A 23,979-nucleotide genomic window follows, 5' to 3' on the forward strand; every position below is an offset into this window, starting at 1 on the left:
TGACATGGCACGCACTCTCAAATTCAAGATTTACCGCTACGATCCGGACAAGGATGCCAAGCCTTACATGCAGGACCTGACGGTCGAGCTGAAGGACACCGACAAGATGCTGCTCGACGCGCTGCAGCGCATCAAGTCGGACGTGGACGATTCGCTGGCGCTGCGCCGTTCGTGCCGCGAAGGCGTGTGCGGTTCGGATGCGATGAACGTCAACGGCAAGAACCGCCTGGCGTGCACGACGAACCTGAACGAACTGGTCGAACCGATCATCCTGCGCCCGCTGCCGGGCCTGCCGGTGATCCGCGACCTGATCGTGGACATGACGCAGTTCTTCAAGCAGTACGAATCGATCAAGCCGTTCCTGATCAACGAATCGATCCCGCCGGAGAAGGAACGCCTGCAGACGCCGGCCGAGCGCGAGGAGCTCGACGGCCTGTACGAGTGTATCCTGTGCGCGTGCTGCTCGACGTCGTGCCCGTCGTTCTGGTGGAACCCTGACAAGTTCGTGGGCCCGGCCGGCCTGCTGCAGGCCTACCGCTTCATCGCCGACTCGCGCGACGAAGCCACCGGCCAGCGCCTGGACGATCTGGAAGATCCGTACCGCCTGTTCCGCTGCCACTCGATCATGAACTGCGTGGACGTGTGCCCGAAGGGCCTGAACCCGAACCGCGCGATCGGCAAGATCAAGGAGCTGATGGTTCGCCGCGCGATTTGAGCGGCTCAGGAGCCAATGAGCAACCAATGAGCAAGCAACGAGTAATCAATGAGCATTGATAACAACAGTTCGCATCAGGCAGATCCCGCCAACCGCGCGCGCCTGCGGTGGCGCTCCCGGCGGGGGCTGCTGGAAAACGACATCATCCTGACGCGTTTTCTGGATGCGCACGAGACGGAATTGACCGACGATGAAGTGGACGCGCTCACGCGGCTCCTCGACTTGTCGGACAATGCGCTGATGGATCTGGTATTGGCGCGCAGCGAGCCGGAAGGTGAGCTCGATCTGCCGCATGTGCATGCACTGCTTGGTCGCCTGCGCCGCGCCTGATTTTTTTTAATAGCCGCACCTCATCCAAAAAGGAAGAGCCATGAACACTTCTGATAACAAAGCCACCCTGTCGTTCTCGGACGGCAGCGCCCCGATCGAATTCCCGATCTATGAAGGTACCGTCGGCCCGGACGTCATCGACATCCGCAAGCTGTACGGCGCGACCGGCAAGTTCACGTACGACCCGGGCTTCATGTCCACCGCGTCGTGCAACTCGTCGATCACCTACATCGACGGCGACAAGGGCGAGCTGCAGTACCGCGGCTACCCGATCGAACAGCTGGCCGTGAACGCCGACTTCATGGAAAGCTGCTACCTGCTGCTGAACGGCGAACTGCCGAACGAAACGCAGAAGGCCGAGTTCGTGAAACTCGTGTCGAAGCACACGATGGTGCACGAGCAGATGCAGTTCTTCTTCCGCGGTTTCCGTCGCGATGCGCACCCGATGTCGGTGCTGGTCGGTACCGTCGGCGCGCTGGCGTCGTTCTACCACGACTCGCTGGACATCAACGATGCCAAGCAGCGCGAAATCTCGGCGATCCGCCTGATCGCCAAGATGCCGACGCTGGTCGCCATGGCGTACAAGTACTCGATCGGCCAGCCGTTCATGTACCCGCGCAACGACCTGTCGTACAGCGCCAACTTCATGCGCATGATGTTCGGTAACCCGTGCGAAGAGTACGAGGTGAACGACGTGCTGGTGCGCGCCCTGGACCGTATCCTGATCCTGCACGCCGACCACGAGCAGAACGCTTCCACGTCGACCGTCCGCCTGGCCGGTTCGTCGGGCGCCAACCCGTTCGCATGTATCGCGGCCGGTATCGCCTGCCTGTGGGGTCCCGCGCACGGCGGCGCCAACGAGGCGGCACTGAACATGCTGAAGGAAATCGGCTCGGTGGAGAACATTCCTTCCTTCATCGAGAAGGTCAAGGACAAGAACTCCGGCGTGAAGCTGATGGGCTTCGGTCACCGCGTGTACAAGAACTTCGACCCACGCGCCAAGCTGATGCGCGAAACCTGCCACGAAGTGCTGGAAGAGATGGGCCTGCAGGACGACCCGCTGTTCAAGCTGGCGATGGAACTGGAAAAGATCGCGCTGGAAGACGAATACTTCGTATCCCGCAAGCTGTACCCGAACGTCGACTTCTACTCGGGCATCGTGCAATCCGCCCTGGGCATCCCGGTCTCGATGTTCACCGGTATCTTCGCGATGGCCCGCACCATCGGCTGGATCGCCCAGTGGAACGAAATGATCGCCGATCCGGAACAGAAGATCGGCCGCCCACGCCAGCTGTTCGTCGGTTCCGCCGCGCGCGACGTGCCGGTGCTGAAGGATCGCAAGTAATCCATTGACGTTTCGGCGTTGAGCGAAAGCGGACCTGCGGGTCCGCTTTTTTTTTCGTCGATTCCAGAAGCATGCCGTATTTGCGGGACTCAACAGCCATCCGGGCGGCGCATCGCATCGCGGATCGCATCGGCATCCGCGCCGTGCGCGCGCGGACAGGCGCGCATGGAGGATGCCGGTTCGGCCGGCGGCATGTTCGCCGTGGTCGGCTGGCGGCGTTGAAACAGGCGCTGCATGAAATCGGTCCAGGTCACCGGTTCAATATGCAACACCCGATGGCTGGCAGGTTCCAGGCTTTTTCGGCTAGGCCGGGGCAGCGCCCGACGTGAACCCGCGTGAGAATTGGTGAGCTTTGCACCGGCTTCGCGGTGTTAGATTATTGGCAACCCTATCCTGGGCCAATTCCCTTTTCGAGGTCTCCATGAGAAAAACGATCGCCAGTACCATGCTGCTTGCCTTTGCCTTTGCCACGGCCGTGCCTCTCGCGCATGCAGCGTCGCAAGTGAACTCCACAGGATTCACGCTGATACAGACGGACGGGTACCCAGCCATCGGCTTGCAGGTCCTGTCCGATAACGGTACTACCGTACGGATTTCGCTGAATGGTGCGGAGCCCTGGCGCAATCCGCTGGCTGTCAGTGCTTCGGCCTATGATAATTCAAACGCCGACTTCGGCTGGACCCAGCTCGGCGGTACTGTAAGGCAGGGTTACCAGATCACGTCGATCACGGTGGGCGGCGTATTGTCGGGTTCGCTCGATATCGGCCAGCCCGACATCGTCTGCGGTACGAACTGCACCAGCTACGCCGGCGCCGCGACCAACAGTGGGGGGGCCGAATGGAAGATCACCAGGAACGGCAACGTAACGTCCACGACAGGCCAGCTGGCCAACGTGACATCTCCCCAGGCCTTTTCGAGCACACTGACGGGCGGGGTGGAGGGCGATTTCAGGCTGGACATTTACACCTTCCTGCGCGGCTTTGCAGAGGCAACGAACTACTCCGTTTATCACAACATCAACAATGAAGTGGATTGGACCGAGGAGCTCTTCTGGACGAGCGAAAGCTCGATCGCGCTCAGCGACCTGGCGCTCACCGTGCAGATCTCGCCGGTGCCAGAGCCCGGCATTTACGCCATGCTGCTGGCCGGCCTGGGCCTGGTCGGTTTCACGGCACGGCGGCGGATTATCGGGAACTGATCGGTTGCGGGTGCCGCCGGGCAGCGAGACATCGTAACGCTGCACCGCCATCATATCGGCCTGCCCGGAAGCTATCACGCGCTGCAGTGGACACGACAGGTCCAGAGTGGCGTTGGCTTCTGGAGCATCTGGATTACCGGAAACACTCTGAAGTCAGGCTGTCCGACGATTTCGTCACGCTGCCTCGTCGTCGCGCGCAGTTCCTCGTCGCTCATGCCGGCGATCGCTGAATGGACGTCGGGCAGCAGTATCAGCAACGCGTCGGCAAAGCCTCGAACACTTTTTGATACTCCGTCGGCAGGATGGGCCGGTCCATGCGAGCTTGTTGCCGGACGGGCCGCAGGCGCTGGATGCGGCACCTGACATGCGACTCCATTTTGGACGGATGGCGGCTTGCCACCCGTATCCGCTTCAGCGCACCCAGTAATCCACCACCACCGCGCGTTCCAGGCACGTGCCCAGCATGCCGACGAAACGCTGGTGCTCGGGGTGGTTCAGATAAGCATCGCGGTCTTCCGCAGCGGCGAATGTCAGCGTGAAGCAATGGGTAAGGCCATCGTTCAAGCCCTCGGGGCTGACATTGGTGCCCGATTCGTATGCGGCGATGCCGGGGATGGCGGCGGGCAGGGCGGCAAAGGCGGCGACGATGGCGTCGACCGCTTCGGATGGGGCCTCGTTCTTGAAGGCGAACAGGACGACGTGGCGCAGGACAGGAGAGGTATCGGCTGGCATGGCGGAGAAGGAGGTGAGTGGAGGGACTTTTATCGTACACCGCACGCGGCGCACGGTACATGCGACGCCGGGGCGGACCGGCAAAGGGGACGGCCGGGCAGGAAGTCAGCAAGTCGCGTGTTGCCGGATCTAAAATTTTACCGCTCAATCACCCGCAGGACGTTGAACTTCTGGTATCGTTTTCGCCGCGTTTTGCACTGCACCATGCCGGTTGCCATTGGCCGACGGCGGCAGCGCGAGGGAAACGAACAAGGAGAACAACAATGCACATGGGTACCACCGAACTGTTCCTGATCGCGATGACCGCGATCGTCGGCATCCCCTATCTGGTCTGGCGCCTCGGCGACACCGATTACTGGGCGCCGCTGGTCGTGGTGCAGACGCTGACCGGCATCATCCTCGGCCCCGGCATCATGGGCAAGGCATTCCCGGAGTACTACAGCTTCGTCTTCACGCCGGCCGTGATCAACTGCCTGAACGGCCTGGCCTGGTGGGCCGTGATGCTGTTCGTGATGCTGGCCGGGATCGAGCTGGACCTGAAGAAGGCGTGGGCGCACCGCCGTGAAAGCACGATCACCGCGGGGCTGGCGCTGGGCACGCCGCTGGTGCTGGGGTGCGTGGCAGCGGCCGGCATGCTGGCGTTCGACGGCTGGGCCGGTACCAGGGCGGCCGACTGGCAGTTCGTGGCCGGTGTCGGCATGGCTTGCGCCGTGACGGCGCTGCCGGTGCTGATCATGCTGATGGAAAAGCTGGAAATCCTGCGCCAGCCGCTGGGCCAGCGCGTGCTGCGCTATGCCAGCCTCGACGACCTGCTGATCTGGGGCGTGCTGGCGCTGATCCTGCTGGAGTGGGAGAGGGTGGGCCGGCAGGTCGGCTTCATCGTGCTGTTCGTGCCGGTAACGATGCTGTTTCGCCGCCTGATGGTGCGCCTAGGCGAGCGCGATCGCTGGTTCGTAACATTGATCTGGCTGTGCGTGTGCTCGTTCGCGGCGGACTGGGCCGGGCTGCACTTCATGGTCGGCGCCTACCTTGCCGGTGCCGTGATGGATGCCGAGTGGTTCGGCGAAGAGAGCCTGGACAGGATGCGCCAGGTCTTGCTGCTGACGCTGATGCCGGTGTACTTCCTCAGCACGGGCCTGCGCACCAACTGGGCGGTGGGCGGCTACTCCGTGTTCGTCGCCGCGGGCGGCCTGCTGCTGGCATCGACGGTCGGCAAGCTTGCCGGCGCCCATGCGGCCGGCAAGCTGCTGGGCTGGAGCCGCACCGAGTCGTCCGTGATCGGCTGGCTGCTGCAGACGAAAGGACTGGTGATGATCATCTTCGCCAACATCCTGCTCGACAAGGGGATCATTTCCAGCGAGACGTTTACCGCGCTGTTGCTGATGGCCGTGGGCAGCACGATGCTGACGGTGCCGGCGGTGTACCCGAAGCTGCGGGCAGCGGCGCAGCTGGTGTTCAAGGCGGCTTGATGAACGGTTTGATCGGCGACGGAGAAACGGTGTCGATGAAAACCGGTGTCGGACACATTTTTCCGGGTGAATCATCCGGAAAAAAGTGTCTGACACCAGCACCGCCGGCGGCTGCGGTCAATGCGCGGCCAGCCACTGCTCCAGCGCCGGCTGCGTCATTGGCTGGCTGATGTAGTTGCCCTGCACGCTGTCGCAGCCGTTCGCTGCGAGGAAGTCGTGCTGGTCGCGCGTTTCGACGCCGGTGGCCACCACGCGGATGTTCAGGTTATGGCCGATGTCGAGCATCGTCTTCGTCAGCGCGCCGCTGCCGGGAATGCCGGTGATTTCCTGCACGCGCTGGCGCGTCATCTTCAGCTGGCTCACGGCGAGCTGGCGCAGGCAGGTCAGGTTGTTCATGCCGGCGCCGAATTCGTCCACGGAGAGGCGGATGCCCAGTTCCTGCATGCCGTTGGCGAGCCGCGTGGCCTGTTCCGGATTGTTCATCAGCTGTTCCTCGCGCATCTCCAGCGTCAGGCTGGCCGGGTTCACGCCATGGTGGGCGACCCGCCTGGCGATGTAGGGCAGGTAGTCGCGCTGCGAGAACTCGCGGCTCGACGTGTTGACGGAAATCGATATGTCCGCGAAACCCAGGTCGGCCAGCCGGCGCAGCGTGGCGCACACATCCTCCAGCACGCGCCGGCCCAGCGGCACGATCAGGCCGTTCTCTTCCGCATCGGGCAGGAAATCGGCTGGCAGCAGCTCGCCCCGTTCGGGATGGCGCCACCGCAGCAGCGCTTCCACGCCGAGGATCTTGCCTGTGTCCACGGCAACATGGGGCTGGAACAGCAGGTACAGGTCGTCGCGCCCGAGGGCTTCGCGCAGCGACTGTTCCATCAACTGCCGGGCCGCCGAAGTGTCCGCCATGTCGGAAGAATAGAAATGCACCGCATCCGGCCCGCCGTGCTTGCCCTGGTACATCGCCGTGTCGGCCGCGTGCAGCAGGTCGCCGGCCGTGCCGCCGTCATCGGGCCAGACCGCCACGCCCATGCTGGCGCCGACCGACAGCAGCCGGCCGTCGACCTCCATCTCCGGCGCCATGGCGCGCCGTATCCGTTCGATCATCCGCAGCGTGTAGCGCAGGTTCGGCTGCGCGGCCAGCACCAGCACGAATTCGTCGCCGCCGAGGCGGGCCACCGTGTCCGATTCGCGCAGCGCCGACTGGAGGCGCTGCGCGACCTGCTTTAGCACCTGGTCTCCCGCCGAGTGCCCCATCGTGTCGTTGATTTCCTTGAACTTGTTCAGGTCCATCAGCACCACCGCCACCTTTTCGCCGGCGCGCTGGGCAGCCTGCACCGCGTGCTCGAGGCGGTCGCGCAGCAGCAGCCGGTTCGCCAGGCCGGTCAGCGGATCGTGCGTGACGAGGTGTTCGAGCTGCGCGGTGCGCTGCTTGAGCGCGGTGATGTCCTCGATGATGCCGATGAAGTGGGTGACATGGCCCGCATGGTCGCGCACCGGCGTCACCGTCAGGTGGTTCCAGAACAGCTCGCCGTTCTTGCGCTGGTTGCGGAACACCACCGTGACGGCACGCTGCGACGCGATCGCGCTGGCCAGGTGGGCCCGCTGTTCGGAGTCCATGCCGTTCGACGCCATGAAACGCGAGTCGCGATTGAGGGCTTCCTCGGCCGTGTAGCCGCTGATGCGCTCGAATGCGGGGTTCACGTACTCGATCGGGTTGTCGTGCCCTTCGTGGCGGGTGATGACGATGCCGTTGCTGGCCGCGGTGAGCGCGCGACCGAACAGTTCGAGCTTGTCGCGCTGCCGGTAATGCAGGGTGAGATCGATGCCCATGCCGAACACGCAGCGCCCGTTGCCGGCGATCGCCATCTGCGATCCGGCGAACAGGAAGGGCGTGGTGCCGCCATTGCCGTTGCGCAGCCGGGCCTCGAGCTGGATGCGTTCATCGGTTTCGAACACATTGCAAAAGCCCTGCATCACCGCCTTGCGGTCTTCCGGTTCGAACAGCTCGAGCATGTGCACGGTGCGCAGGCGTTCAGGCGACAGTCCCGTCGCCTGCTCCAGCTGCCGGTTCCACAAAACGAAATAACCGGACTCGTCCAGGACATAAAAGGCCCCCGCAAGCAGGTCGATGACCTCCCGTAACGGCAATTCGCCGACCAGGGCCGCCGCGCTGTTCACCATGTCACTCCCAAAGATGTAGTTATGTCGAGTGCGGGCATGGCGATAGCGGCTCGTGGCCGGCAGCCAGGCTCTTATTGGATCGAGTTCATTAATGCATGTGACAAGTGTGGACGAAAATACAAACACGTGACGCGCGGTTGCAATCGACTGTTGAGCGCCGGTTTCAATCCTGAGGCCGCTCTTCGTCGAGCAGGGCGGAGATCTCGGCGCGTTCGCGGGCGCTCACGTGGCCGCCGCGCAGGGCGGCCAGCACCAGTGCCTTGCCGGAGCCGGCGAACGCCTTGTGGATCAGGTCTTTCAGCAGGCTGGTCTGCATGGAATCCTGTTCCTGCGCCGGCGCATAGACGTGCGCACGGGCACTTTCATCGCGCGTGACCAGGCCCTTGCCATGCATGACCTGCAGCAGCCGCAATACGTTGGCATAGGTGAGATCGGGACGCGCGCCGACCGCGGCGGCATGCACGCCTTTTGCGGTGGCCGGGCCCAGCTGGTACAGCAGCCGCAGCATTTCCAGTTCGGCGGGGGTGGGTTTCGGTGGCGTGCTCATGGCGGTCATCCTGGAGAAGTCGAAAGTAGAATAAATGATCTAGAATGGAATGTCTACCTGTGCCGGGCCCTTTCGATCGCCTTCCCGTCCGGTGCCCCGCCTGCAAGAAGTAACTGCCCAATTAACTCAATGGTGGTTGTTGCACTTCAATGCAGCGTGCTATGCTTAGTGGCTATTTATGGACGCTCGGTAGCGAATTGTCTTTCGGGCAACCAAAGAGTCCTTCCCCCACAACTTGATGTGCGATCCGCTAACCGGTCAGGCCGTGTCGCGGAAGGTTAGTTAACCCGCCCCATACTCGCGAAGCGCGAAGAAAGGTGAGCAAGAATGATGCAGCAACAGACGTCCAACTCCTACCTGTTTGGTGGGAATGCGCCGTACGTAGAGGAACTCTACGAAGCGTACCTGGAAAACCCCGGTTCCGTGCCCGATAACTGGCGCGCCTATTTCGACGCCATGCAGCACGTGCCTGCCGTCGACGGCTCCAACAAGCCAGACGTCAACCACTCGTCCGTCATCGCCTCGTTTGCCGAGCGCGCCAAGGCCGGCCCGATCCGCACCGTGACCGCCTCGGCCGACGCCGAGATGGGCCGCAAGCGCGTGGCCGCCACCCAGCTGATCGCCGCCTACCGCTACCTGGGTTCGCGCTGGGCCAACCTGGACCCGCTGCAGCGCCAGGAGCGCCCGGCGATCCCGGAACTGGATCCGACCTCGTACGGATTCTCCGATGCGGACATGGATACCGTGTTCAACATCAGCAACACCTACTTCGGCCCGGAAACCGCATCGCTGCGCGACCTGCTGAACTACCTGCGCGAAACGTACACCCGTTCGATCGGCGCGGAGTTCATGTACATTTCCGACCCGGCGGAAAAGCGCTGGCTGCAGGAACGCCTGGAATCGATCCGCTCGACGCCGAACTTCACGGCCGAGAAGAAAAAGCACATCCTGGAACGCCTGACGGCCGCCGAAGGCCTCGAGCGTTACCTGCATACCAAGTACGTGGGCCAGAAGCGCTTCTCGCTGGAAGGCGGCGAAACGTTCATCGCCTCGATGGACGAGATCATCCAGCGCGCCGGTGAAAAAGGCGTGCAGGAAATCGTCATCGGCATGGCCCACCGCGGCCGCCTGAACGTGCTGGTCAACACCCTGGGCAAGGCTCCGAAGGACCTGTTCGAAGAATTCGAAGGCAAGCACGGCGACGACCTGCCTGCCGGCGACGTCAAGTACCACCAGGGCTTCTCGTCCGACATCTCCACCGCGGGCGGCCCCGTCCACCTGTCGCTGGCGTTCAATCCTTCCCACCTCGAGATCGTCAACCCGGTCGTCGAAGGTTCGGTTAAGGCCCGCATGGACCGCCGCGGCGACGTGCACGGCGCGCAGGTGCTGCCGATCCTGGTGCACGGCGATGCCGCGTTCGCCGGCCAGGGCGTCGTGATGGAAACGCTGAACCTGGCGCAGACCCGCGGCTACGGCACGGGCGGCACGGTGCACATCGTGATCAACAACCAGATCGGCTTCACCACGTCCGATCCGCGCGATGCGCGTTCGACGATCTACTGCTCCGACGTCGTCAAGATGATCGAGGCGCCGGTGCTGCACGTGAATGCCGACGATCCTGAAGCGGTGGTGCTGGCTTCGCAGATCGCGCTGGACTACCGCGCGCAGTTCCAGAAAGACATCGTCGTCGACATCATCTGCTTCCGCAAGCTGGGTCACAACGAGCAGGACACCCCGGCGCTGACGCAGCCGCTGATGTACAAGAAGATCGCGCAACACCCGGGCACCCGCCGCCTGTACGCCGACAAGCTGGCGGCACAGGGCGTGATCCCGGCCGATGGCGGCGACACGATGGTGGCCGCCTACCGCGATGCGATGGACGCCGGCAAGCACACCGTGGACCCGGTGATCTCGAACTTCAAGAACAAGTTCGCCGTCGACTGGCTGCCGTTCCTGAACCGCAAGTGGACCGACGCGGCCGATACCGCCGTGCCGCTGACGGAACTGAAGCGCCTGTCCACCCGCCTGACCACCGTGCCCGAAGGCTTCAAGGTGCACTCGCTGGTCGAGAAGGTGCTGGGCGACCGCGCCAACATGGGCAAGGGCGAGCAGAACCTGGACTGGGGCATGGGCGAACACCTAGCCTACGCGTCGCTGGTGTCGTCCGGCTATGCCGTGCGCCTGACCGGCCAGGACGCCGGCCGTGGCACGTTCACGCACCGCCACGCCGTGCTGCACGACCAGAACCGCGAACGCTGGGATGCCGGCACCTACGTGCCGCTGCAGAACATCTCCGAGAACCAGGCGCCGTTCACCGTGATCGACTCCGTGCTGTCGGAAGAAGCGGTGCTGGGCTTCGAATACGGTTACTCGACCGCCGAGCCGAACACGCTGACGATCTGGGAAGCCCAGTTCGGCGACTTCGTCAACGGTGCCCAGGTCGTGATCGACCAGTTCATCAGCTCCGGCGAAGTGAAATGGGGCCGCGCTTCCGGCCTGGTGATGCTGCTGCCGCACGGTTACGAAGGCCAGGGTCCGGAGCACTCCTCCGCCCGTCCTGAACGCTTCCTGCAGCTGTGCGCCGAGAACAACATGCAGGTGGCGCAGCCGACGACGGCCGCGCAGATCTTCCACCTGCTGCGCCGCCAGATGGTGCGCCAGTTCCGCAAGCCGCTGGTCGTGATGACCCCGAAATCGCTGCTGCGCAACAAGGATGCCGGTTCGCCGCTGTCCGACCTGGCGAAAGGTGCGTTCCAGACCGTGATCGGCGAAGTGGACGACAAGATCGATGCGAAGAAGGTCAAGCGCGTGATCGCCTGCTCCGGCAAGGTGTATTACGACCTCGCCAATGCCCGCAAGACCCGCGGCCAGACCGATACGGCGATCATCCGTGTCGAACAGCTGTACCCGTTCCCGCACAAGGCCTTCGCCGCCGAACTGAAGAAGTTCCCGGCACTGACCGAAGTAGTGTGGGCGCAGGACGAGCCGCAGAACCAGGGTCCATGGTTCCAGATCCAGCACAACATCTTCGAGTCGATGGATGCGGGCCAGCGCCTGGCGTATGCCGGCCGTCCCGCTTCCGCGTCGCCGGCTGTCGGCTACTACGACAAGCATTACGCCCAGCAGAAAGAACTGCTGGAGACGGCGTTCTCGAAGCTCAAGGGCTTCATCCTGACCAAGTAAAACACGGCAAGTCGCGCGGTTCCGGCGGGTCTTCGCGACCCTGCCGCGCGACGGCTACGCATAATCGAATTCACGGAGTAATACATGGCACAAATCGAAGTCAAAGTTCCACAACTGTCGGAATCCGTCGCCGAAGCGACCCTGCTGGCCTGGCACAAGCGGCTGGGCGACACCGTCGCGCGCGATGAAAACCTGATCGATATCGAAACCGACAAAGTGGTCCTTGAACTGCCGGCACCTGCCGCCGGCGTGATCGTGCAGATCATCCAGAACGACGGCGCCACTGTCGTCGCCGACCAGGTGATCGCCATCATCGACACCGAAGCTACCGCCAAGGTTTCACCAGTTCCAGTTACGGCAGCACCGGTTTCCGCCGAAGCCGCGCCGACCCCGGCACCGGCAGCCGCCGCCGCCACGGGTGGCGCCAAGGGCGACGTGGCCATGCCGGCCGCCGCCAAGATCCTGTCCGAAAAAGGCCTGTCGGCGACCGACGTGTCCGGCTCCGGCAAGGATGGCCGCGTGACCAAGGGCGATGCCCTGGCCGCTTCCGCACCCGCCAAGCCAGCCGCTCCGGCTGCCGCGCCTGCCGCCGCCAAGCCGGCCCTGCAGAAGATCGCCGCACCGGTCAGTCTGAACCTGGGCGACCGTCCGGAAGAGCGCGTGCCGATGAGCCGCCTGCGCGCCCGTATCGCCGAGCGCCTGGTCGAATCGCAATCCACCAACGCCATCCTGACCACCTTCAACGAGGTGAACATGAAGCCGGTGATGGACCTGCGCAACAAGTACAAGGACAAGTTCGAGAAGGAACACGGCGTGAAGCTGGGCTTCATGTCGTTCTTCGTCAAGGCCGCCGTTGCCGCGCTGAAGAAGTACCCGATCATCAACGCCTCGGTCGACGGTAACGACATCGTCTACCACGGCTATTTCGACATCGGTATCGCCGTCGGTTCGCCGCGCGGCCTGGTGGTGCCGATCCTGCGCAACGCCGACCAGATGTCGATCGCCGAGATCGAGAAGAAGATCGGCGAATTCGGCGCCAAGGCCAAGGACGGCAAGCTGACGCTGGACGACCTGACCGGCGGCACGTTCTCGATCTCGAACGGCGGTACGTTCGGCTCGATGCTGTCGACCCCGATCATCAACCCGCCGCAGTCGGCGATCCTGGGCGTGCACGCGACCAAGGACCGTGCCGTGGTCGAGGACGGCCAGATCGTCATCCGCCCGATGAACTACCTGGCCATGTCGTACGACCACCGCATCATCGACGGCCGTGAAGCCGTGCTGGGCCTGGTGGCGATGAAGGAAGCGCTGGAAGATCCATCGCGCCTGCTGCTGGACCTGTAATTCGGAAGCGTAGGTAAATCACCGGCTGCCGGAATGCCTGGCAGCCGACCGGAGCCCGCGGCCATGGCCTGGTGTCTGACACCTTCAGGTGTCAGACACCGGTTTTGGCCGGATGATCTCTGGCAGTTACCGGCTATCGGGACTGCCTCCCGACCTGGGAGTCAACCATGAGCATCTCCGACGAAATCAAGCGCCTGCACGAGCTGCACCAGGCCGGCGCGCTGACCGACGCTGAATTCGCCCGCGCCAAGGAGCGCCTGCTCGATGCCGCACCGGGCCACGCGGCCGGTGCCGGCAACGGCGACCTGGCCAGCGAGTTCTCGCGGCTGCGCCGCTCCCTTGCCGACCGCTGGCTGGGCGGCGTGTGCGGCGGTCTTGCAAAGGTTTCCGGTGTCGCTTCGTGGATCTGGCGCCTCGTCTTCGTGCTGTTCACGGTGTCGTTCGGGTTCGGGCTGGTGATTTACATTCTGTTGTGGATATTCGTCCCGGTAGAGGAGTCTCTGCCGGGAGGCGACATAATTGGGAAATGACATGAGCAACAAACAATTCGACGTAGTGGTGATCGGCGCCGGCCCCGGCGGCTATATCGCGGCAATCCGCGCGGCGCAGCTGGGCTTTTCCGTGGCATGTATCGATGAGTGGGCCAACGAGAAGGGCGGCCCGGCCCCCGGCGGCACCTGCACCAACGTCGGCTGCATCCCGTCGAAGGCGCTGCTGCAATCGTCCGAGCACTTCGAGCATGCAGGTCACGCGTTCAAGGATCACGGCATCGACGTTGCCGGCCTGTCGCTGAACCTGCCGCAGATGCTCAAGCGCAAGAACACCGTCGTCAAGCAGAACAACGACGGCATCCTGTTCCTGTTCAAGAAAAACAAGGTCACCTTCTTCCACGGCCGCGCCGCGTTCGGCGGTGCCGCCGGCGCCGAGGGCTACCCGATCGAGATCTCGGGTCCGACCACCGAAACCATCAACGCCAAGCAGGTGATCGTGGCCACCGGTTCCAATGCGCGCGCGCTGCCTGGCGCACCGTTCGATGAAAAGCTGATCCTGTCGAACACGGGCGCGCTGGCCATCGAAGGCGTGCCGGCCAAGCTGGGCGTGATCGGCGCCGGCGTGATCGGCCTGGAAATGGGCTCCGTGTGGCGCCGCCTGGGTTCCGAAGTGACCGTGCTGGAAGGCCTGCCGACCTTCCTGGGCGCCGTGGACGAGCAGATCGCCAAGGAAGCGCACAAGATGTTCACCAAGCAGGGCCTGGGTATCCACCTCGGCGTGAAGATCGACAGCGTGACCGCGGGCGACAGCAACGTGACCGTGAAGTACACGGATGCGAAAGGTGACGCGCAGGAAGGCACGTTCGACAAGCTGATCGTATCGATCGGCCGTACTCCGAACACCAACGGCCTGAACGCCGACAAGGCCGGCCTGGCGCTGGACGAACGCGGCTTCATCGCCGTGGACGACGACTGCAAGACCAACCTGCCGAACGTGTGGGCGATCGGCGACGTGGTGCGCGGCCCGATGCTGGCGCACAAGGCCGAGGAAGAAGGCGTTGCCGTGGCCGAGCGTATCGCCGGCCAGCATGGCCACACCAACTTCAACACGATCCCGTGGGTGATCTACACGTCGCCGGAAATCGCGTGGGTCGGCAAGACCGAGCAGCAGCTGAAAGCCGCCGGTACCGCCTACAAGGCCGGCACGTTCCCGTTCCTGGCCAACGGCCGCGCACGCGCGCTGGGCGATACGTCCGGTATGGTGAAGTTCCTGGCGGACGCCACCACCGACGAGATCCTGGGCGTGCACATCATCGGCCCGATGGCTTCCGAGCTGATCTCCGAAGCGGTCGTCGCGATGGAGTTCAAGGCTTCGGCCGAAGACATCGCCCGCATCTGCCACGCGCACCCGTCGCTGTCGGAAGCGACCAAGGAAGCGGCACTGGCTGTCGACAAGCGCACGCTGAACTTCTAAGCGTCGGGTAGTATCCCTTGCTGGGCCGGCCGGGTGGGTCTTACCCACCACAGCCGGCCCGGTGTTTTTGTACGAACAGAATCTCTCATGAACGTCCTCGAGTTTTACCAGCATGCGCTGGAACAGCGCAACTTCAAGCCCGATGAAGCCCAGCGCCGCGCCGTGGAGCGGCTGCAGAAATGCTACGACGAGTGGGTGGACTACAAGGCCCAGCGCTCGAACAGCTTCAAGCGGCTGATCAACCGTCCCGACGTGCCGCGCGGCGTGTACATGTGGGGCGGGGTAGGCCGCGGTAAATCGTTCCTGATGGATTCGTTCTATTCGGTGGTGCCGGTGGTGCGCAAGACGCGCCTGCACTTCCATGAATTCATGCGCGCCGTGCACCTGCAGCTCGACGAGCTGATGGGCATTGCCGACCCGCTCGACGAAGTGGCAAAACGCATCGCAAAGAAATACCGGCTGATCTGCTTCGACGAATTCCACGTTTCCGACGTGGCCGATGCGATGATCCTGTACAACCTGATGAAGGCGCTGTACGACAACGGCGTGTCGTTCATCATGACCTCGAACTACGAGCCTTCCACGCTGTATCCGGACGGGCTGCACCGCGACCGCATCCTGCCCACCATCGCGCTCCTGAAGGACAGGATGGACGTGATGAACGTGGATGCCGGCGTCGACTATCGCGGCCGCGCGCTGGAGCAGGTCGAAGCTTATTACACGCCGCTGAACGCGGCCACCGACCACGAGCTGCGCCAGGCGTTCACGAAGCTGGCCGATACGCGGGAACAAGATCCGCACGTGACGGTGGAAGGCCGCGAACTGCGCGCGCTGCGCCGCGCCGGCACCGTGATCTGGTTCGATTTCCAGACGCTGTGCGGCGGCCCCCGCTCGCAGAACGACTACCTGGAAATAGCCAGCCGTTTCCATACCGTGATATTGTCCGGTGTGCCGATGATGTCGGCCGGCCAGTCGTCCGAGGCGCGCCGTTTCACGTGGCTGATCGACGTGTTCTACGACCAGGGCGTGAAGCTGGTCATGTCCGCGGAAGTGGAGCCCGAAGAGCTGTACACGTCGGGCATGCTGGCCAACGAATTCCACCGCACCGTGTCGCGCATCGTCGAGATGCAGTCGCGCGAGTACATGGAAAAGGCGCAGCGCGGCGGGGCCGCGGCACTGACTTGACGACCACCCTGGAATCTACAGCTTGAAATCCACGGATTGAAATGATGGTATTGCACTTGAAAGCAACGATGTTGATGGGCGGCCTGCTGCTTGCCGGCGGTGTGCTGGCCCAGGCGGCCGGGCCGGTGCGGTCGGTCGAGCAGGCCGATGCGCAACTGGCGCAGGTGGCGAAGGACCGGGCCGCTGCGGAAAGCGAATACGCCGCCAGCGAGCAGGTGTGCTACGCGAAATTCTTCGTCAACAATTGCCTGGACAAGGCCAAGGAACTGCGGCGCGCGCGCCTGGCCGAACTGCGCACGATGGAAATCGACGCGAACTATTTCAAGCGCAAGCACGACGTCGGACTGCGCGACCGCGAACTCGAAGACCGCAACCAGCGCGACGCGGTGGAATCGGCCTCGCGCGCCGCGAACCCGCCCGCGCCGCGCGTAAACCCGGCCGACAAGCCGCGTCCGCAACCGGCCAAAACATTGCCCGCGCAGAAGCAGGCCGAACACGCCGCCCGGGAGCAGCAGCACACCGCCCAGGCCGCGGCGGAGGCTGGCGAGCGGGCGAAGAAGGTCGAAGAGTACCGGCAGAAGCAGGCCGAAGCCGCCGAGCGCCAGAAGCGCGTGGCCGAGAAGAAGGCCGACCGCGAAGCCAAGCGCGCCAGGCGCGAAGCGGACGAAGCCGCCAAAAAGGCGGCCGAGGCCGAGAAAGCGAAGCAAAAAGCACAGGCGAAATAAACCTGCGCCACACAACGAAAGCCGGCAGCGATGCCGGCTTTTTTCTTGGTGTTGTAAAAAATCGGGAACTGTCCCTGATGTTGTTGTACAACGCTCGGCAGCGCAGTCCGCGTTTCCTCCTACGGCTTCTGCGCCAGCAGCGCGCGGATCGTCGCTTCGGTCTTGTCGTAGGCGCCTTCGCCGAAGTGGGTGTAGACCACTTGGCCTTTCTTGTCGATCAGGTAAACCGCCGGCCAGAACTGGTTGCGGTAGGCGTTCCAGGTGGCGTAGCGGTTGTCCTGCGCGACGGGGTAGCCGATGTCGAAGCGGCCAATCGCCTTCTTGACATTGGCGGCGCTGCGCTCGAACGGGAATTCGGGCGTGTGCACGCCGATGACGACCAGTCCCTGGTCCTTGTACTTGCGGTGCCATGAGGTCACGTGCGGCAGCGTGCGGATGCAGTTGATGCAGGTGTAGGTCCAGAAATCCACCAGCACGACCTTGCCGCGCAGCTGCTGGATCGTCAGCGGCGCGCTGTTGTGCCATTGCTCGATGCCGGTGAAGTCGGGCGCGGAAACGGGCGCGGGAGCGGCCGAGACGGTGCCGCCGGCCAGCGCCGCGGCGATAAAGGCGAGAAACGTTCGCATGTCAGAGTCCTTTCAGCTTAGAGGGAAATGTGGAAAAAGTCGGCGGCCTTTGCATAGATCAGCACGTCGTATTGCAGGTACATCGCCAGCGCGGTGCCGGCGATCAGCACGCCGGCCAGCTGCTGCAGCCGCCCGCTGTGGCGGGACAGGAGGCGCACGCGTTGCGTGACCGCCTGGCCGCCCAGCAGGATCGCCAGCATCGGCACGGCGGCGCCCACGGCATACAGGAACAGCAGCCAGGCCGAGCGGGCCACATCCTGCGCGCCGACGACCAGCACCAGGATCGACGCCAGCACGGGCCCGGCGCATGGTGTCCAGACCGCGCCCAGCGAAGCGCCGAGCAGGAAGCCGCCGCCCGCCGTCATGCCCGGCGATGGCACCGGCAACGAAGGCAGTTTCGCCACCAGCCAGTCATACGGCCGGCTCCAGACGCGCAGCAGGCCGAAGGCGCCGAGCAGCAGCAGCGATACGTTGCGCAGCGTTTCCTGCGCCACGTGCACGGCGCTCGACGCGGCGCCCAGCAGCAGCCCGAACGCGGTGAAGGTCACGATGAAGCCGGCCATCGTCATGAACGGCCGCGTGCGGCCTGGAGGGGCGCCAGCCGAGCCGGCTGCGGTACCGAACAGGATCGGCAGCACGGGCAGGATGCACGGCGAGGCGACGGTGAACACGCCGGCGGCCAGCGCCAGCGGTGCTTCGAGCAGGTGGTTCATGGCGGTCTTTCGTCGAGTGGGCATGGGCTCATTGGACCGCCGCGGCGTATCGGCCATGTGTCCCCCGGGAGGCGAATTGCAATGTTGTTTGTCCGGGAGCGGGCCGGATACATTGGCGTACAAACCCCGTCCTTTCTCGGCGATACAAGCGAAACGGCGTGCGCTAAGATGAAGGGATCGATAACGCGATGAACGATGCGATGAACAAGGCAAACAACGACAGCGACCACGTACTGATCGTCGACGACGACCACGGCATCCGCGAGCTGCTCGCCACCTACCTGGAAAAGGAGGGCATGCGCACCTCGGCCGCCGCGAACGGGCGCCAGATGCGCGCCGCGCTCGATGCCGCCGTGCCGGACCTGATCGTGCTGGACCTGATGCTGCCCGGCGAGGATGGCCTGGCGCTGTGCCGCGAACTGCGCGCCGGCAAGCACCGCCATGTGCCGGTCCTGATGCTGACCGCGCGCGGCGACGAGGTGGACCGCATCATCGGCCTGGAAATGGGCGCGGACGACTACCTGGCTAAGCCGTTCGGCGTGCGCGAACTGCTGGCGCGGATCCGCGCGGTGCTGCGCCGCACACGGATGCTGCCGCCGAACATCCAGGTGACGGAGAGCGTGCAGATGCTGGGCTTCGGCGAATGGAAGCTGGACACCACGCACCGCCACCTGCTCGATGCCGACGGCACGATGGTGGCGCTGTCCGGCGCCGAGTACCGGCTGCTGCGCGTGTTCCTCGACCACCCGCAGCGGGTGCTCACGCGCGACCAGCTGATGAACCTCACGCAGGGCCGCGACGCGGACATCTACGACCGCTCGATCGACCTGCTGGTGAGCCGGCTGCGCCAGCGCCTCGGCGACGGCCCGCGCGAGCCGCGCTACATCAAGACGCTGCGCAACGAGGGCTACGTGTTCTCGTCCGCCGTGACGCTGCTGGCCGACCCGCCGTGAGCCGCGGCGTTGCCCGCTTCGTTCCGCGCAGCCTGTTCGCGCGCGTGACGTTCATCCTGTGCATCGGCCTGGCGGCGGCGCAGGGCCTGTCGTTCTGGCTGACGATGATGGAGCGCGACCGCGCCACCATCGACATCATGACCGGCTACGTGGAACGCGAAGTGGTCACGTCGGTGGCGCTGCTCGACCACCTGCCGGCCGACCACAGGGAGCGCTGGCTGCCGCAACTGGCGCGGCGCAGCTACCGGTTCATCCTCGGGCCGGGCGTGGCTGGCGTGGCGCCCGATGCGGAACTGTCGCGGCGGTTCTCGGCCGCGATCGCGGGCGGCATCGGCAAGCGCTACCGGCTGACGGTCAACGCGGTACCGGGCGACGCCGAGCGCTTCCAGGTGCACCTGTCGCTGTCCGACGGCATGCCGCTGACGATCGACATGCGCCCCATGGCCGGCGCGCCGCTGGCGGGCTGGCTGCCGGCTGTGCTGGCGGTGCAGCTGCTCGTGCTGGGCCTGTGCTGCTGGATCGCGGTGCGCCTTGCCACCCGCCCGCTGCACCAGCTGGCGCAGGCCGCCGACGGCCTGGGGCCGGACATGAAAACGGCCCGGCTGGCCGAGGAGGGTCCGTCCGAGGTGGCGCGGGCGGCGCGGGCATTCAATGCGATGCAGGACCGCATCGCGCTGTACGTGGCCGAACGGATCCGCATCCTGGCGGCAATCTCGCACGACCTGCAGACCCCGATCACGCGGATGCGCATGCGCGTGGACATGATGGACGACAGCGCCGACCAGAGCCGGCTGCGGCAGGACCTGCGCGAGCTGGAAACGCTGGTGAAGGAAGGCGTGGCCTATGCGAAGACGCTGCACGGCACGCAGGAAGAGGCACGCCGGATCGATCCCGACGCGCTGGTCGACAGCATCGTGTGCGACTACCTCGATGCCGGCCAGGCGGTGAGCCTGCGCGGCACGATCGGCACGCCGCTGTTCACGAAACCGCAGGCATTGAAACGCATCGTGGGCAACCTGGTGGACAACGCGCTGAAATTCGCTGGCGCGGCGGAGATCGAAGTGGGCACCGCTCCCGGCGGCGGGGTGGCGATCGCGGTGCTGGACCGCGGGCCGGGCATTGCAGAAGATGCATTGCAGACCGTGTTCGAGCCGTTCGTGCGGCTGGAAACGTCGCGCAACCGGGATACCGGCGGCACGGGACTGGGGTTGTCGATCGTGCGGCAACTGGCGGGCACGCTGGGGGCCGACATCGCGCTGCGCAACCGCGAGGGCGGCGGGCTGGAGGCAACGGTGCTGTTGCCTCGCTGACAACGGTGGTGGCCGGCTGTGCCGCCGGTACCCGCATCCAGCACCACCATTCGGTACCCGGATCGGCGCCACCCGGCCGCTACGCCGCCGGCGCCACCAGCCGCAGGATCGCCATCGTGCAGTTGTCGCCCTTGCCATGCGCGCGTTCCCTGGCCTTGTCGATCAGCAGCTCGGCCGCCGCGCGCGGCGTGCGGCGCGAAACGGCGGCGGCCAGTTCGTTGTCGGCGAAGTATTGCCACACGCCATCCGTGCAGAGGAGAAAACCGTCGCCGGCCCGCAGGTCTTCATGCATGCCGAGCGAGACGAACGGCGTCTTCGCCCGGTTGCCCAGCACATTGTTCAGCAGGCGCGAGGCCCGGTGCCGGCGGGCGGTATCGGGCGGCAGGCCGTCGACACGCACCAGGTGGTCGATGTAGCCGGCATCGTCGGTCCGGCCGGCGGGGGCGCCGCTGGCGAAACGATACAGCCGGGTGTCGCCCACGGTGGCCCAGATGGCCTGGCGGGCCGGCGTCAGCACCAGCAGCGCCATCGTCGATTGCGCTTCGCTGCCGGCGGGCAGGGGATTCATCAGCAGCATGTCGTGCGTTTCCTGGGCGATCGCCCGCAGCAGCTGGCCGATCCGGTCGGCGCTGGGGGCGTCGCCCGCCCGGTATTCGTCGAGCAGTTGTTTACTAGTGTGCAGCAGCTGTTCGGCGCCGATCGCATTGGCCGGGCCGCCGTCGCCCACCACGGCCAGCACGTAGCCGGGCGCCCTGGCTGCCGTAAACAGCGCCGCGCGGTCGTTCTGGGCAGGGCGGCTGCCGACATGCTGGGCGGTGCCGGCTTCGAGTTTGTATGCGCTCATGGGTGCGGCTGATGGGGACAGGAAATGCCTGCCGCTTCTTTCCGTTGCTTACCTGGGTTAAACTATGCACCGGTAAGCAGTTTGATGGCAAGTAAAAATGTTGCCTTGCGGATTGTTTCGATGTCGGTCGACGTTGGTCGACGCCTGGTAGACGTTTGGTAATAGCCCCATACTGGTAGCGAATTCCCCATGAAGAACGAAGAAGAGATCCGGCGCCGCATCGTCGAACTGGACGTGGAGCATCGCGACCTGGATGCGGTGATCGAAATGCTGACGCGCGATGGCCATCACGACCAGCTTCAGCTGCGCCGTTTGAAAAAACGCAAATTGCAGCTGAAAGACTACATCATGCTGTTGAAAATGCAGCTGGTGCCCGACGTACCCGCCTGATCCATGGCCGGTTTTCGCTGATTTTTCCCTGATTTTTATCTGGGCCCGCGCCCGATCCTGCGCTTATTTTTCGCCAATGGCGAACTGAAGAACTAAATTGACTGACCACGACCTGACGCCCGCCGTCCCCGACGGCGCCGGCGACGATGCCGCTTCCGCGGCCACTTCCGTTCCCGGCAAGTACGATGCCGAAGTGGAGCGGCTGTTCGGCACCGGCGGCCCGCTCGGGCCGGCGGTCGGCGGTTTTCGTCCGCGCAAATCGCAGACCGAGATGGCCAAGGCCATCGCGCAGGCGATTTCGGAACAGCAGACGCTGATCGCCGAGGCGGGTACCGGCACGGGCAAGACGTTCGCATACCTGGTGCCGGCGCTGATGTGGGGCGGCAAGACGATCGTTTCCACCGGCACCAAGAACCTGCAGGACCAGCTGTTCCTGCGCGACATACCCACCGTTCGCGCGGCACTGAAGGCGCCCGTGTCGGTGGCGCTGCTGAAGGGACGCGGCAATTACCTGTGCCATTACCACCTGGAGCGCACGCTGGCGAACGGCCGGATGACATCGCGCGAGGATGTGGGCTACCTGCGCGAGATCTCGCGTTTCCTGAAGATGACGCAGACCGGCGACAAGGCCGAACTGGCGCGCGTGCCGGAAAACGCGCCGGTGTGGAACCTGGTCACGTCCACGCGCGAGAGCTGCCTCGGCCAGGAATGCCAGTACAACCAGGATTGCTTCGTGCTCAAGGCGCGGCGCGAGGCGCAGCAGGCCGACGTGGTGGTGGTCAATCACCACCTGTTCTTTGCCGACGTGGCGCTGAAGGATACCGGCGTGGCCGAACTGCTGCCGTCGGCGAACACGATCATCTTCGACGAGGCGCACCAGCTGCCCGATACCGCCACGCTGTTCTTCGGCGAGACGGTGTCGACGAACCAGGTGCTCGAACTGTGCCGCGACGTGCTCGCCGAGGGCCTGGCGCACGCACGCGACGGCGCCAACTGGGCCGGCGTGGTATCGAGCGTCGAAAAGGCGGCGCGCGATTTGCGGTTGACGTTCCCGCAGGACGTGGTGCGGCTGTCGCTGCCGCAGATCGCGCCGTCGTCCGGATTCTTCCCGGCGCTGGAAAAGCTCAAGGAAGAACTGGACGGCATGCTGGAAGTGCTGGAAGGGCAGGCGCAGCGCGCCGAAACGATCGAGCATTGCCGCACGCGCGGCCTGGAACTGGCGCAGAAGTACAAGGACTGGACGTACGACCCGAAGGTGAAGGTGCCGCCGGGGAAGGAGGCGGTGTACTGGGTGGAGGCCTACGCCAGCTCGCTGCAGCTGCACAAGACGCCCCTGTCGATCGCGCAGATCTTCAGCAACCAGCGCGAAGGCACGCCGCGCAGCTGGATCTTCACCTCCGCCACGCTGGCGGTGAAGAACGACTTCAAGCATTTTTCCCATCAACTGGGTTTGTACGACGAACCGGCCATGTCGTGGCCAAGCCCGTTCAATTATCCGGAACAGGGCATCCTGTATGTGCCGCAGGGCCTGCCCGATCCGAACTCGATGGGCTACACGGATGCCGTGCTCGATTGCGCGCTGCCCGTCATCGAGGCGGCCGGCGGGCGCACGTTCCTGCTGTGCACCACGCTGCGGGCGGTGAAGCGCGCGGCGGAACGGCTGCGCGACGAATTCGAGCGGCGCGGCCTGAAATTCCCGCTGTTCGTGCAGGGCGACCGCGGCCGCACCGAGCTGCTGGACCAGTTCCGCAAGGCCGGCAACGGGGTGCTGATCGGCAGCCAGAGCTTCTGGGAAGGCGTGGACGTGCGGGGCGAGGCGCTGTCGCTCGTCATCATCGACAAGCTGCCGTTCGCGCCGCCGGACGATCCGGTGCTGGCCGCGCGCATCGAGGTGATGGAAAAGAAGGGCATGAACGGTTTCGTCCACCACACGCTGCCCGAGGCGATCATCAACCTGAAACAGGGTGCGGGGCGGCTGATCCGCGACGAAGGCGACCGCGGGGTGCTGATGCTGTGCGACCCGCGCGTGATTTCAAAAAACTATGGCCGCCGCATCTGGCAAAGCCTGCCCCCGTTCAAGCGCACCCGCGAACAGGCCGAAGTCATCGCCTTCTTCCAGCCGCCCGCGGTACCTTGAATTCCCCCTCCTGAAGCTACCGGCTGCGCAGCCCTTTGACTGCGCAGTACAGGTTTGCGCCAGCGCAAAGTAGCCGTTGACCAGCTTGTT

The 23,979-nt window shown here is 64.6% G+C and carries 22 protein-coding genes; 15 read left to right on the plus strand and 7 right to left on the minus strand.

The features are described from left to right. The first annotated feature begins 4 nt into the window (after positions 1–4). Genes GJV26_RS21315 through gltA form a run of 3 tightly spaced genes read left to right on the plus strand, consistent with a single transcriptional unit; the run spans position 5 to position 2,390 of the window. Positions 5–715 (plus strand): succinate dehydrogenase iron-sulfur subunit, encoded by a 711-nt coding sequence (locus GJV26_RS21315; RefSeq protein ID WP_155707481.1) that lies wholly within the window; start codon positions 5–7, stop codon positions 713–715. A 48-nt stretch (positions 716–763) separates the two neighbouring features. Further along, positions 764–1,045 (plus strand): FAD assembly factor SdhE, encoded by a 282-nt coding sequence (locus GJV26_RS21320; protein WP_155710729.1) that lies wholly within the window; start codon positions 764–766, stop codon positions 1,043–1,045. 40 nt (positions 1,046–1,085) lie between these two features. Further along, positions 1,086–2,390, plus strand: coding sequence for a citrate synthase (gene gltA, locus GJV26_RS21325; RefSeq protein WP_155710730.1), 1,305 nt, complete (start codon positions 1,086–1,088; stop codon positions 2,388–2,390). Between the two features lie 89 nt (positions 2,391–2,479). On the opposite strand, the gene GJV26_RS21330 is transcribed toward gltA, so the two are convergent. After that, a complete protein-coding gene (locus GJV26_RS21330; RefSeq protein ID WP_155710731.1) occupies positions 2,480–2,626 on the minus strand; it encodes a hypothetical protein in 147 nt (48 codons plus the stop codon). Between the two features lie 185 nt (positions 2,627–2,811). Between GJV26_RS21330 and GJV26_RS30300 the strand changes: the two genes are divergently transcribed. Further along, entirely contained in the window at positions 2,812–3,588 is a 777-nt protein-coding gene (locus tag GJV26_RS30300; protein WP_229419381.1) for a PEP-CTERM sorting domain-containing protein, read from the plus strand. 411 nt (positions 3,589–3,999) lie between these two features. On the opposite strand, the gene GJV26_RS21340 is transcribed toward GJV26_RS30300, so the two are convergent. Continuing rightward, on the minus strand, positions 4,000–4,320 hold the full coding sequence (locus GJV26_RS21340) for a Dabb family protein (RefSeq protein WP_155710732.1): 321 nt from the start codon (positions 4,318–4,320) through the stop codon (positions 4,000–4,002). Positions 4,321–4,583: 263 nt separating this feature from the next. Between GJV26_RS21340 and GJV26_RS21345 the strand changes: the two genes are divergently transcribed. Further along, positions 4,584–5,789 (plus strand): cation:proton antiporter, encoded by a 1,206-nt coding sequence (locus GJV26_RS21345; protein ID WP_155710733.1) that lies wholly within the window; start codon positions 4,584–4,586, stop codon positions 5,787–5,789. Between the two features lie 117 nt (positions 5,790–5,906). Here GJV26_RS21345 and GJV26_RS21350 read toward each other — a convergent pair whose 3' ends face one another. Both GJV26_RS21350 and GJV26_RS21355 read right to left on the minus strand, forming a co-directional pair. Then, a complete protein-coding gene (locus GJV26_RS21350) occupies positions 5,907–7,967 on the minus strand; it encodes a putative bifunctional diguanylate cyclase/phosphodiesterase (protein ID WP_155710734.1) in 2,061 nt (686 codons plus the stop codon). Positions 7,968–8,130: 163 nt separating this feature from the next. Next, positions 8,131–8,523: a BlaI/MecI/CopY family transcriptional regulator gene (locus GJV26_RS21355; RefSeq protein WP_371866515.1), complete on the minus strand. Its 393-nt coding sequence runs from the start codon at positions 8,521–8,523 to the stop codon at positions 8,131–8,133. Positions 8,524–8,841: 318 nt separating this feature from the next. Between GJV26_RS21355 and GJV26_RS21360 the strand changes: the two genes are divergently transcribed. From GJV26_RS21360 to GJV26_RS21385, 6 genes are all read left to right on the plus strand, one after another. Further along, the gene (locus tag GJV26_RS21360; RefSeq protein WP_155710736.1) at positions 8,842–11,697 is read left to right on the plus strand and encodes a 2-oxoglutarate dehydrogenase E1 component; all 2,856 of its coding nucleotides are present in this window, start codon (positions 8,842–8,844) and stop codon (positions 11,695–11,697) included. Between the two features lie 84 nt (positions 11,698–11,781). Next, positions 11,782–13,041, plus strand: coding sequence for a 2-oxoglutarate dehydrogenase complex dihydrolipoyllysine-residue succinyltransferase (gene odhB / locus GJV26_RS21365; RefSeq protein ID WP_155710737.1), 1,260 nt, complete (start codon positions 11,782–11,784; stop codon positions 13,039–13,041). Between the two features lie 167 nt (positions 13,042–13,208). Beyond that, complete coding sequence (locus GJV26_RS21370; protein ID WP_155710738.1) at positions 13,209–13,571, plus strand: PspC domain-containing protein; 363 nt, start codon at positions 13,209–13,211, stop codon at positions 13,569–13,571. 1 nt (position 13,572) lies between these two features. After that, positions 13,573–15,006: a dihydrolipoyl dehydrogenase gene (gene lpdA / locus GJV26_RS21375; RefSeq protein WP_155710739.1), complete on the plus strand. Its 1,434-nt coding sequence runs from the start codon at positions 13,573–13,575 to the stop codon at positions 15,004–15,006. 87 nt (positions 15,007–15,093) lie between these two features. After that, positions 15,094–16,191 (plus strand): cell division protein ZapE, encoded by a 1,098-nt coding sequence (gene zapE, locus GJV26_RS21380; RefSeq protein WP_155710740.1) that lies wholly within the window; start codon positions 15,094–15,096, stop codon positions 16,189–16,191. 56 nt (positions 16,192–16,247) lie between these two features. Further along, positions 16,248–16,916, plus strand: coding sequence for a hypothetical protein (locus GJV26_RS21385; protein WP_229419382.1), 669 nt, complete (start codon positions 16,248–16,250; stop codon positions 16,914–16,916). A gap of 119 nt (positions 16,917–17,035) precedes the next feature. On the opposite strand, the gene GJV26_RS21390 is transcribed toward GJV26_RS21385, so the two are convergent. Together GJV26_RS21390 and GJV26_RS21395 are read right to left on the minus strand one after the other, a co-directional pair. After that, positions 17,036–17,542 carry a thioredoxin family protein gene (locus tag GJV26_RS21390; protein WP_155710741.1) on the minus strand — a complete coding sequence of 169 codons (507 nt, stop codon included), beginning with the start codon at positions 17,540–17,542 and terminating at the stop codon, positions 17,036–17,038. A 17-nt stretch (positions 17,543–17,559) separates the two neighbouring features. Beyond that, the gene (locus tag GJV26_RS21395; protein WP_155710742.1) at positions 17,560–18,255 is read right to left on the minus strand and encodes a cytochrome c biogenesis CcdA family protein; all 696 of its coding nucleotides are present in this window, start codon (positions 18,253–18,255) and stop codon (positions 17,560–17,562) included. A 200-nt stretch (positions 18,256–18,455) separates the two neighbouring features. Between GJV26_RS21395 and GJV26_RS21400 the strand changes: the two genes are divergently transcribed. Both GJV26_RS21400 and GJV26_RS21405 read left to right on the plus strand, forming a co-directional pair. Further along, positions 18,456–19,208, plus strand: coding sequence for a response regulator (locus GJV26_RS21400; protein ID WP_155710743.1), 753 nt, complete (start codon positions 18,456–18,458; stop codon positions 19,206–19,208). Next, positions 19,205–20,518 carry an ATP-binding protein gene (locus GJV26_RS21405; protein WP_229427976.1) on the plus strand — a complete coding sequence of 438 codons (1,314 nt, stop codon included), beginning with the start codon at positions 19,205–19,207 and terminating at the stop codon, positions 20,516–20,518. The genes GJV26_RS21400 and GJV26_RS21405 overlap by 4 nt, the downstream gene beginning before the upstream one ends. A 79-nt stretch (positions 20,519–20,597) precedes the next feature. Here GJV26_RS21405 and GJV26_RS21410 read toward each other — a convergent pair whose 3' ends face one another. Beyond that, a complete protein-coding gene (locus tag GJV26_RS21410; protein WP_155710744.1) occupies positions 20,598–21,362 on the minus strand; it encodes a PP2C family protein-serine/threonine phosphatase in 765 nt (254 codons plus the stop codon). Positions 21,363–21,551: 189 nt separating this feature from the next. Between GJV26_RS21410 and GJV26_RS21415 the strand changes: the two genes are divergently transcribed. Together GJV26_RS21415 and yoaA are read left to right on the plus strand one after the other, a co-directional pair. Then, positions 21,552–21,752 (plus strand): YdcH family protein, encoded by a 201-nt coding sequence (locus tag GJV26_RS21415; RefSeq protein ID WP_155710745.1) that lies wholly within the window; start codon positions 21,552–21,554, stop codon positions 21,750–21,752. A gap of 97 nt (positions 21,753–21,849) precedes the next feature. Then, positions 21,850–23,889 (plus strand): DNA repair helicase YoaA, encoded by a 2,040-nt coding sequence (yoaA, locus tag GJV26_RS21420; protein ID WP_155710746.1) that lies wholly within the window; start codon positions 21,850–21,852, stop codon positions 23,887–23,889. Positions 23,890–23,979: the final 90 nt, after the last annotated feature.

It is taken from the genome of Pseudoduganella dura (assembly GCF_009727155.1).
In the GTDB taxonomy this organism is placed as follows: Bacteria; Pseudomonadota; Gammaproteobacteria; order Burkholderiales; family Burkholderiaceae_D; genus Rugamonas; species Rugamonas dura.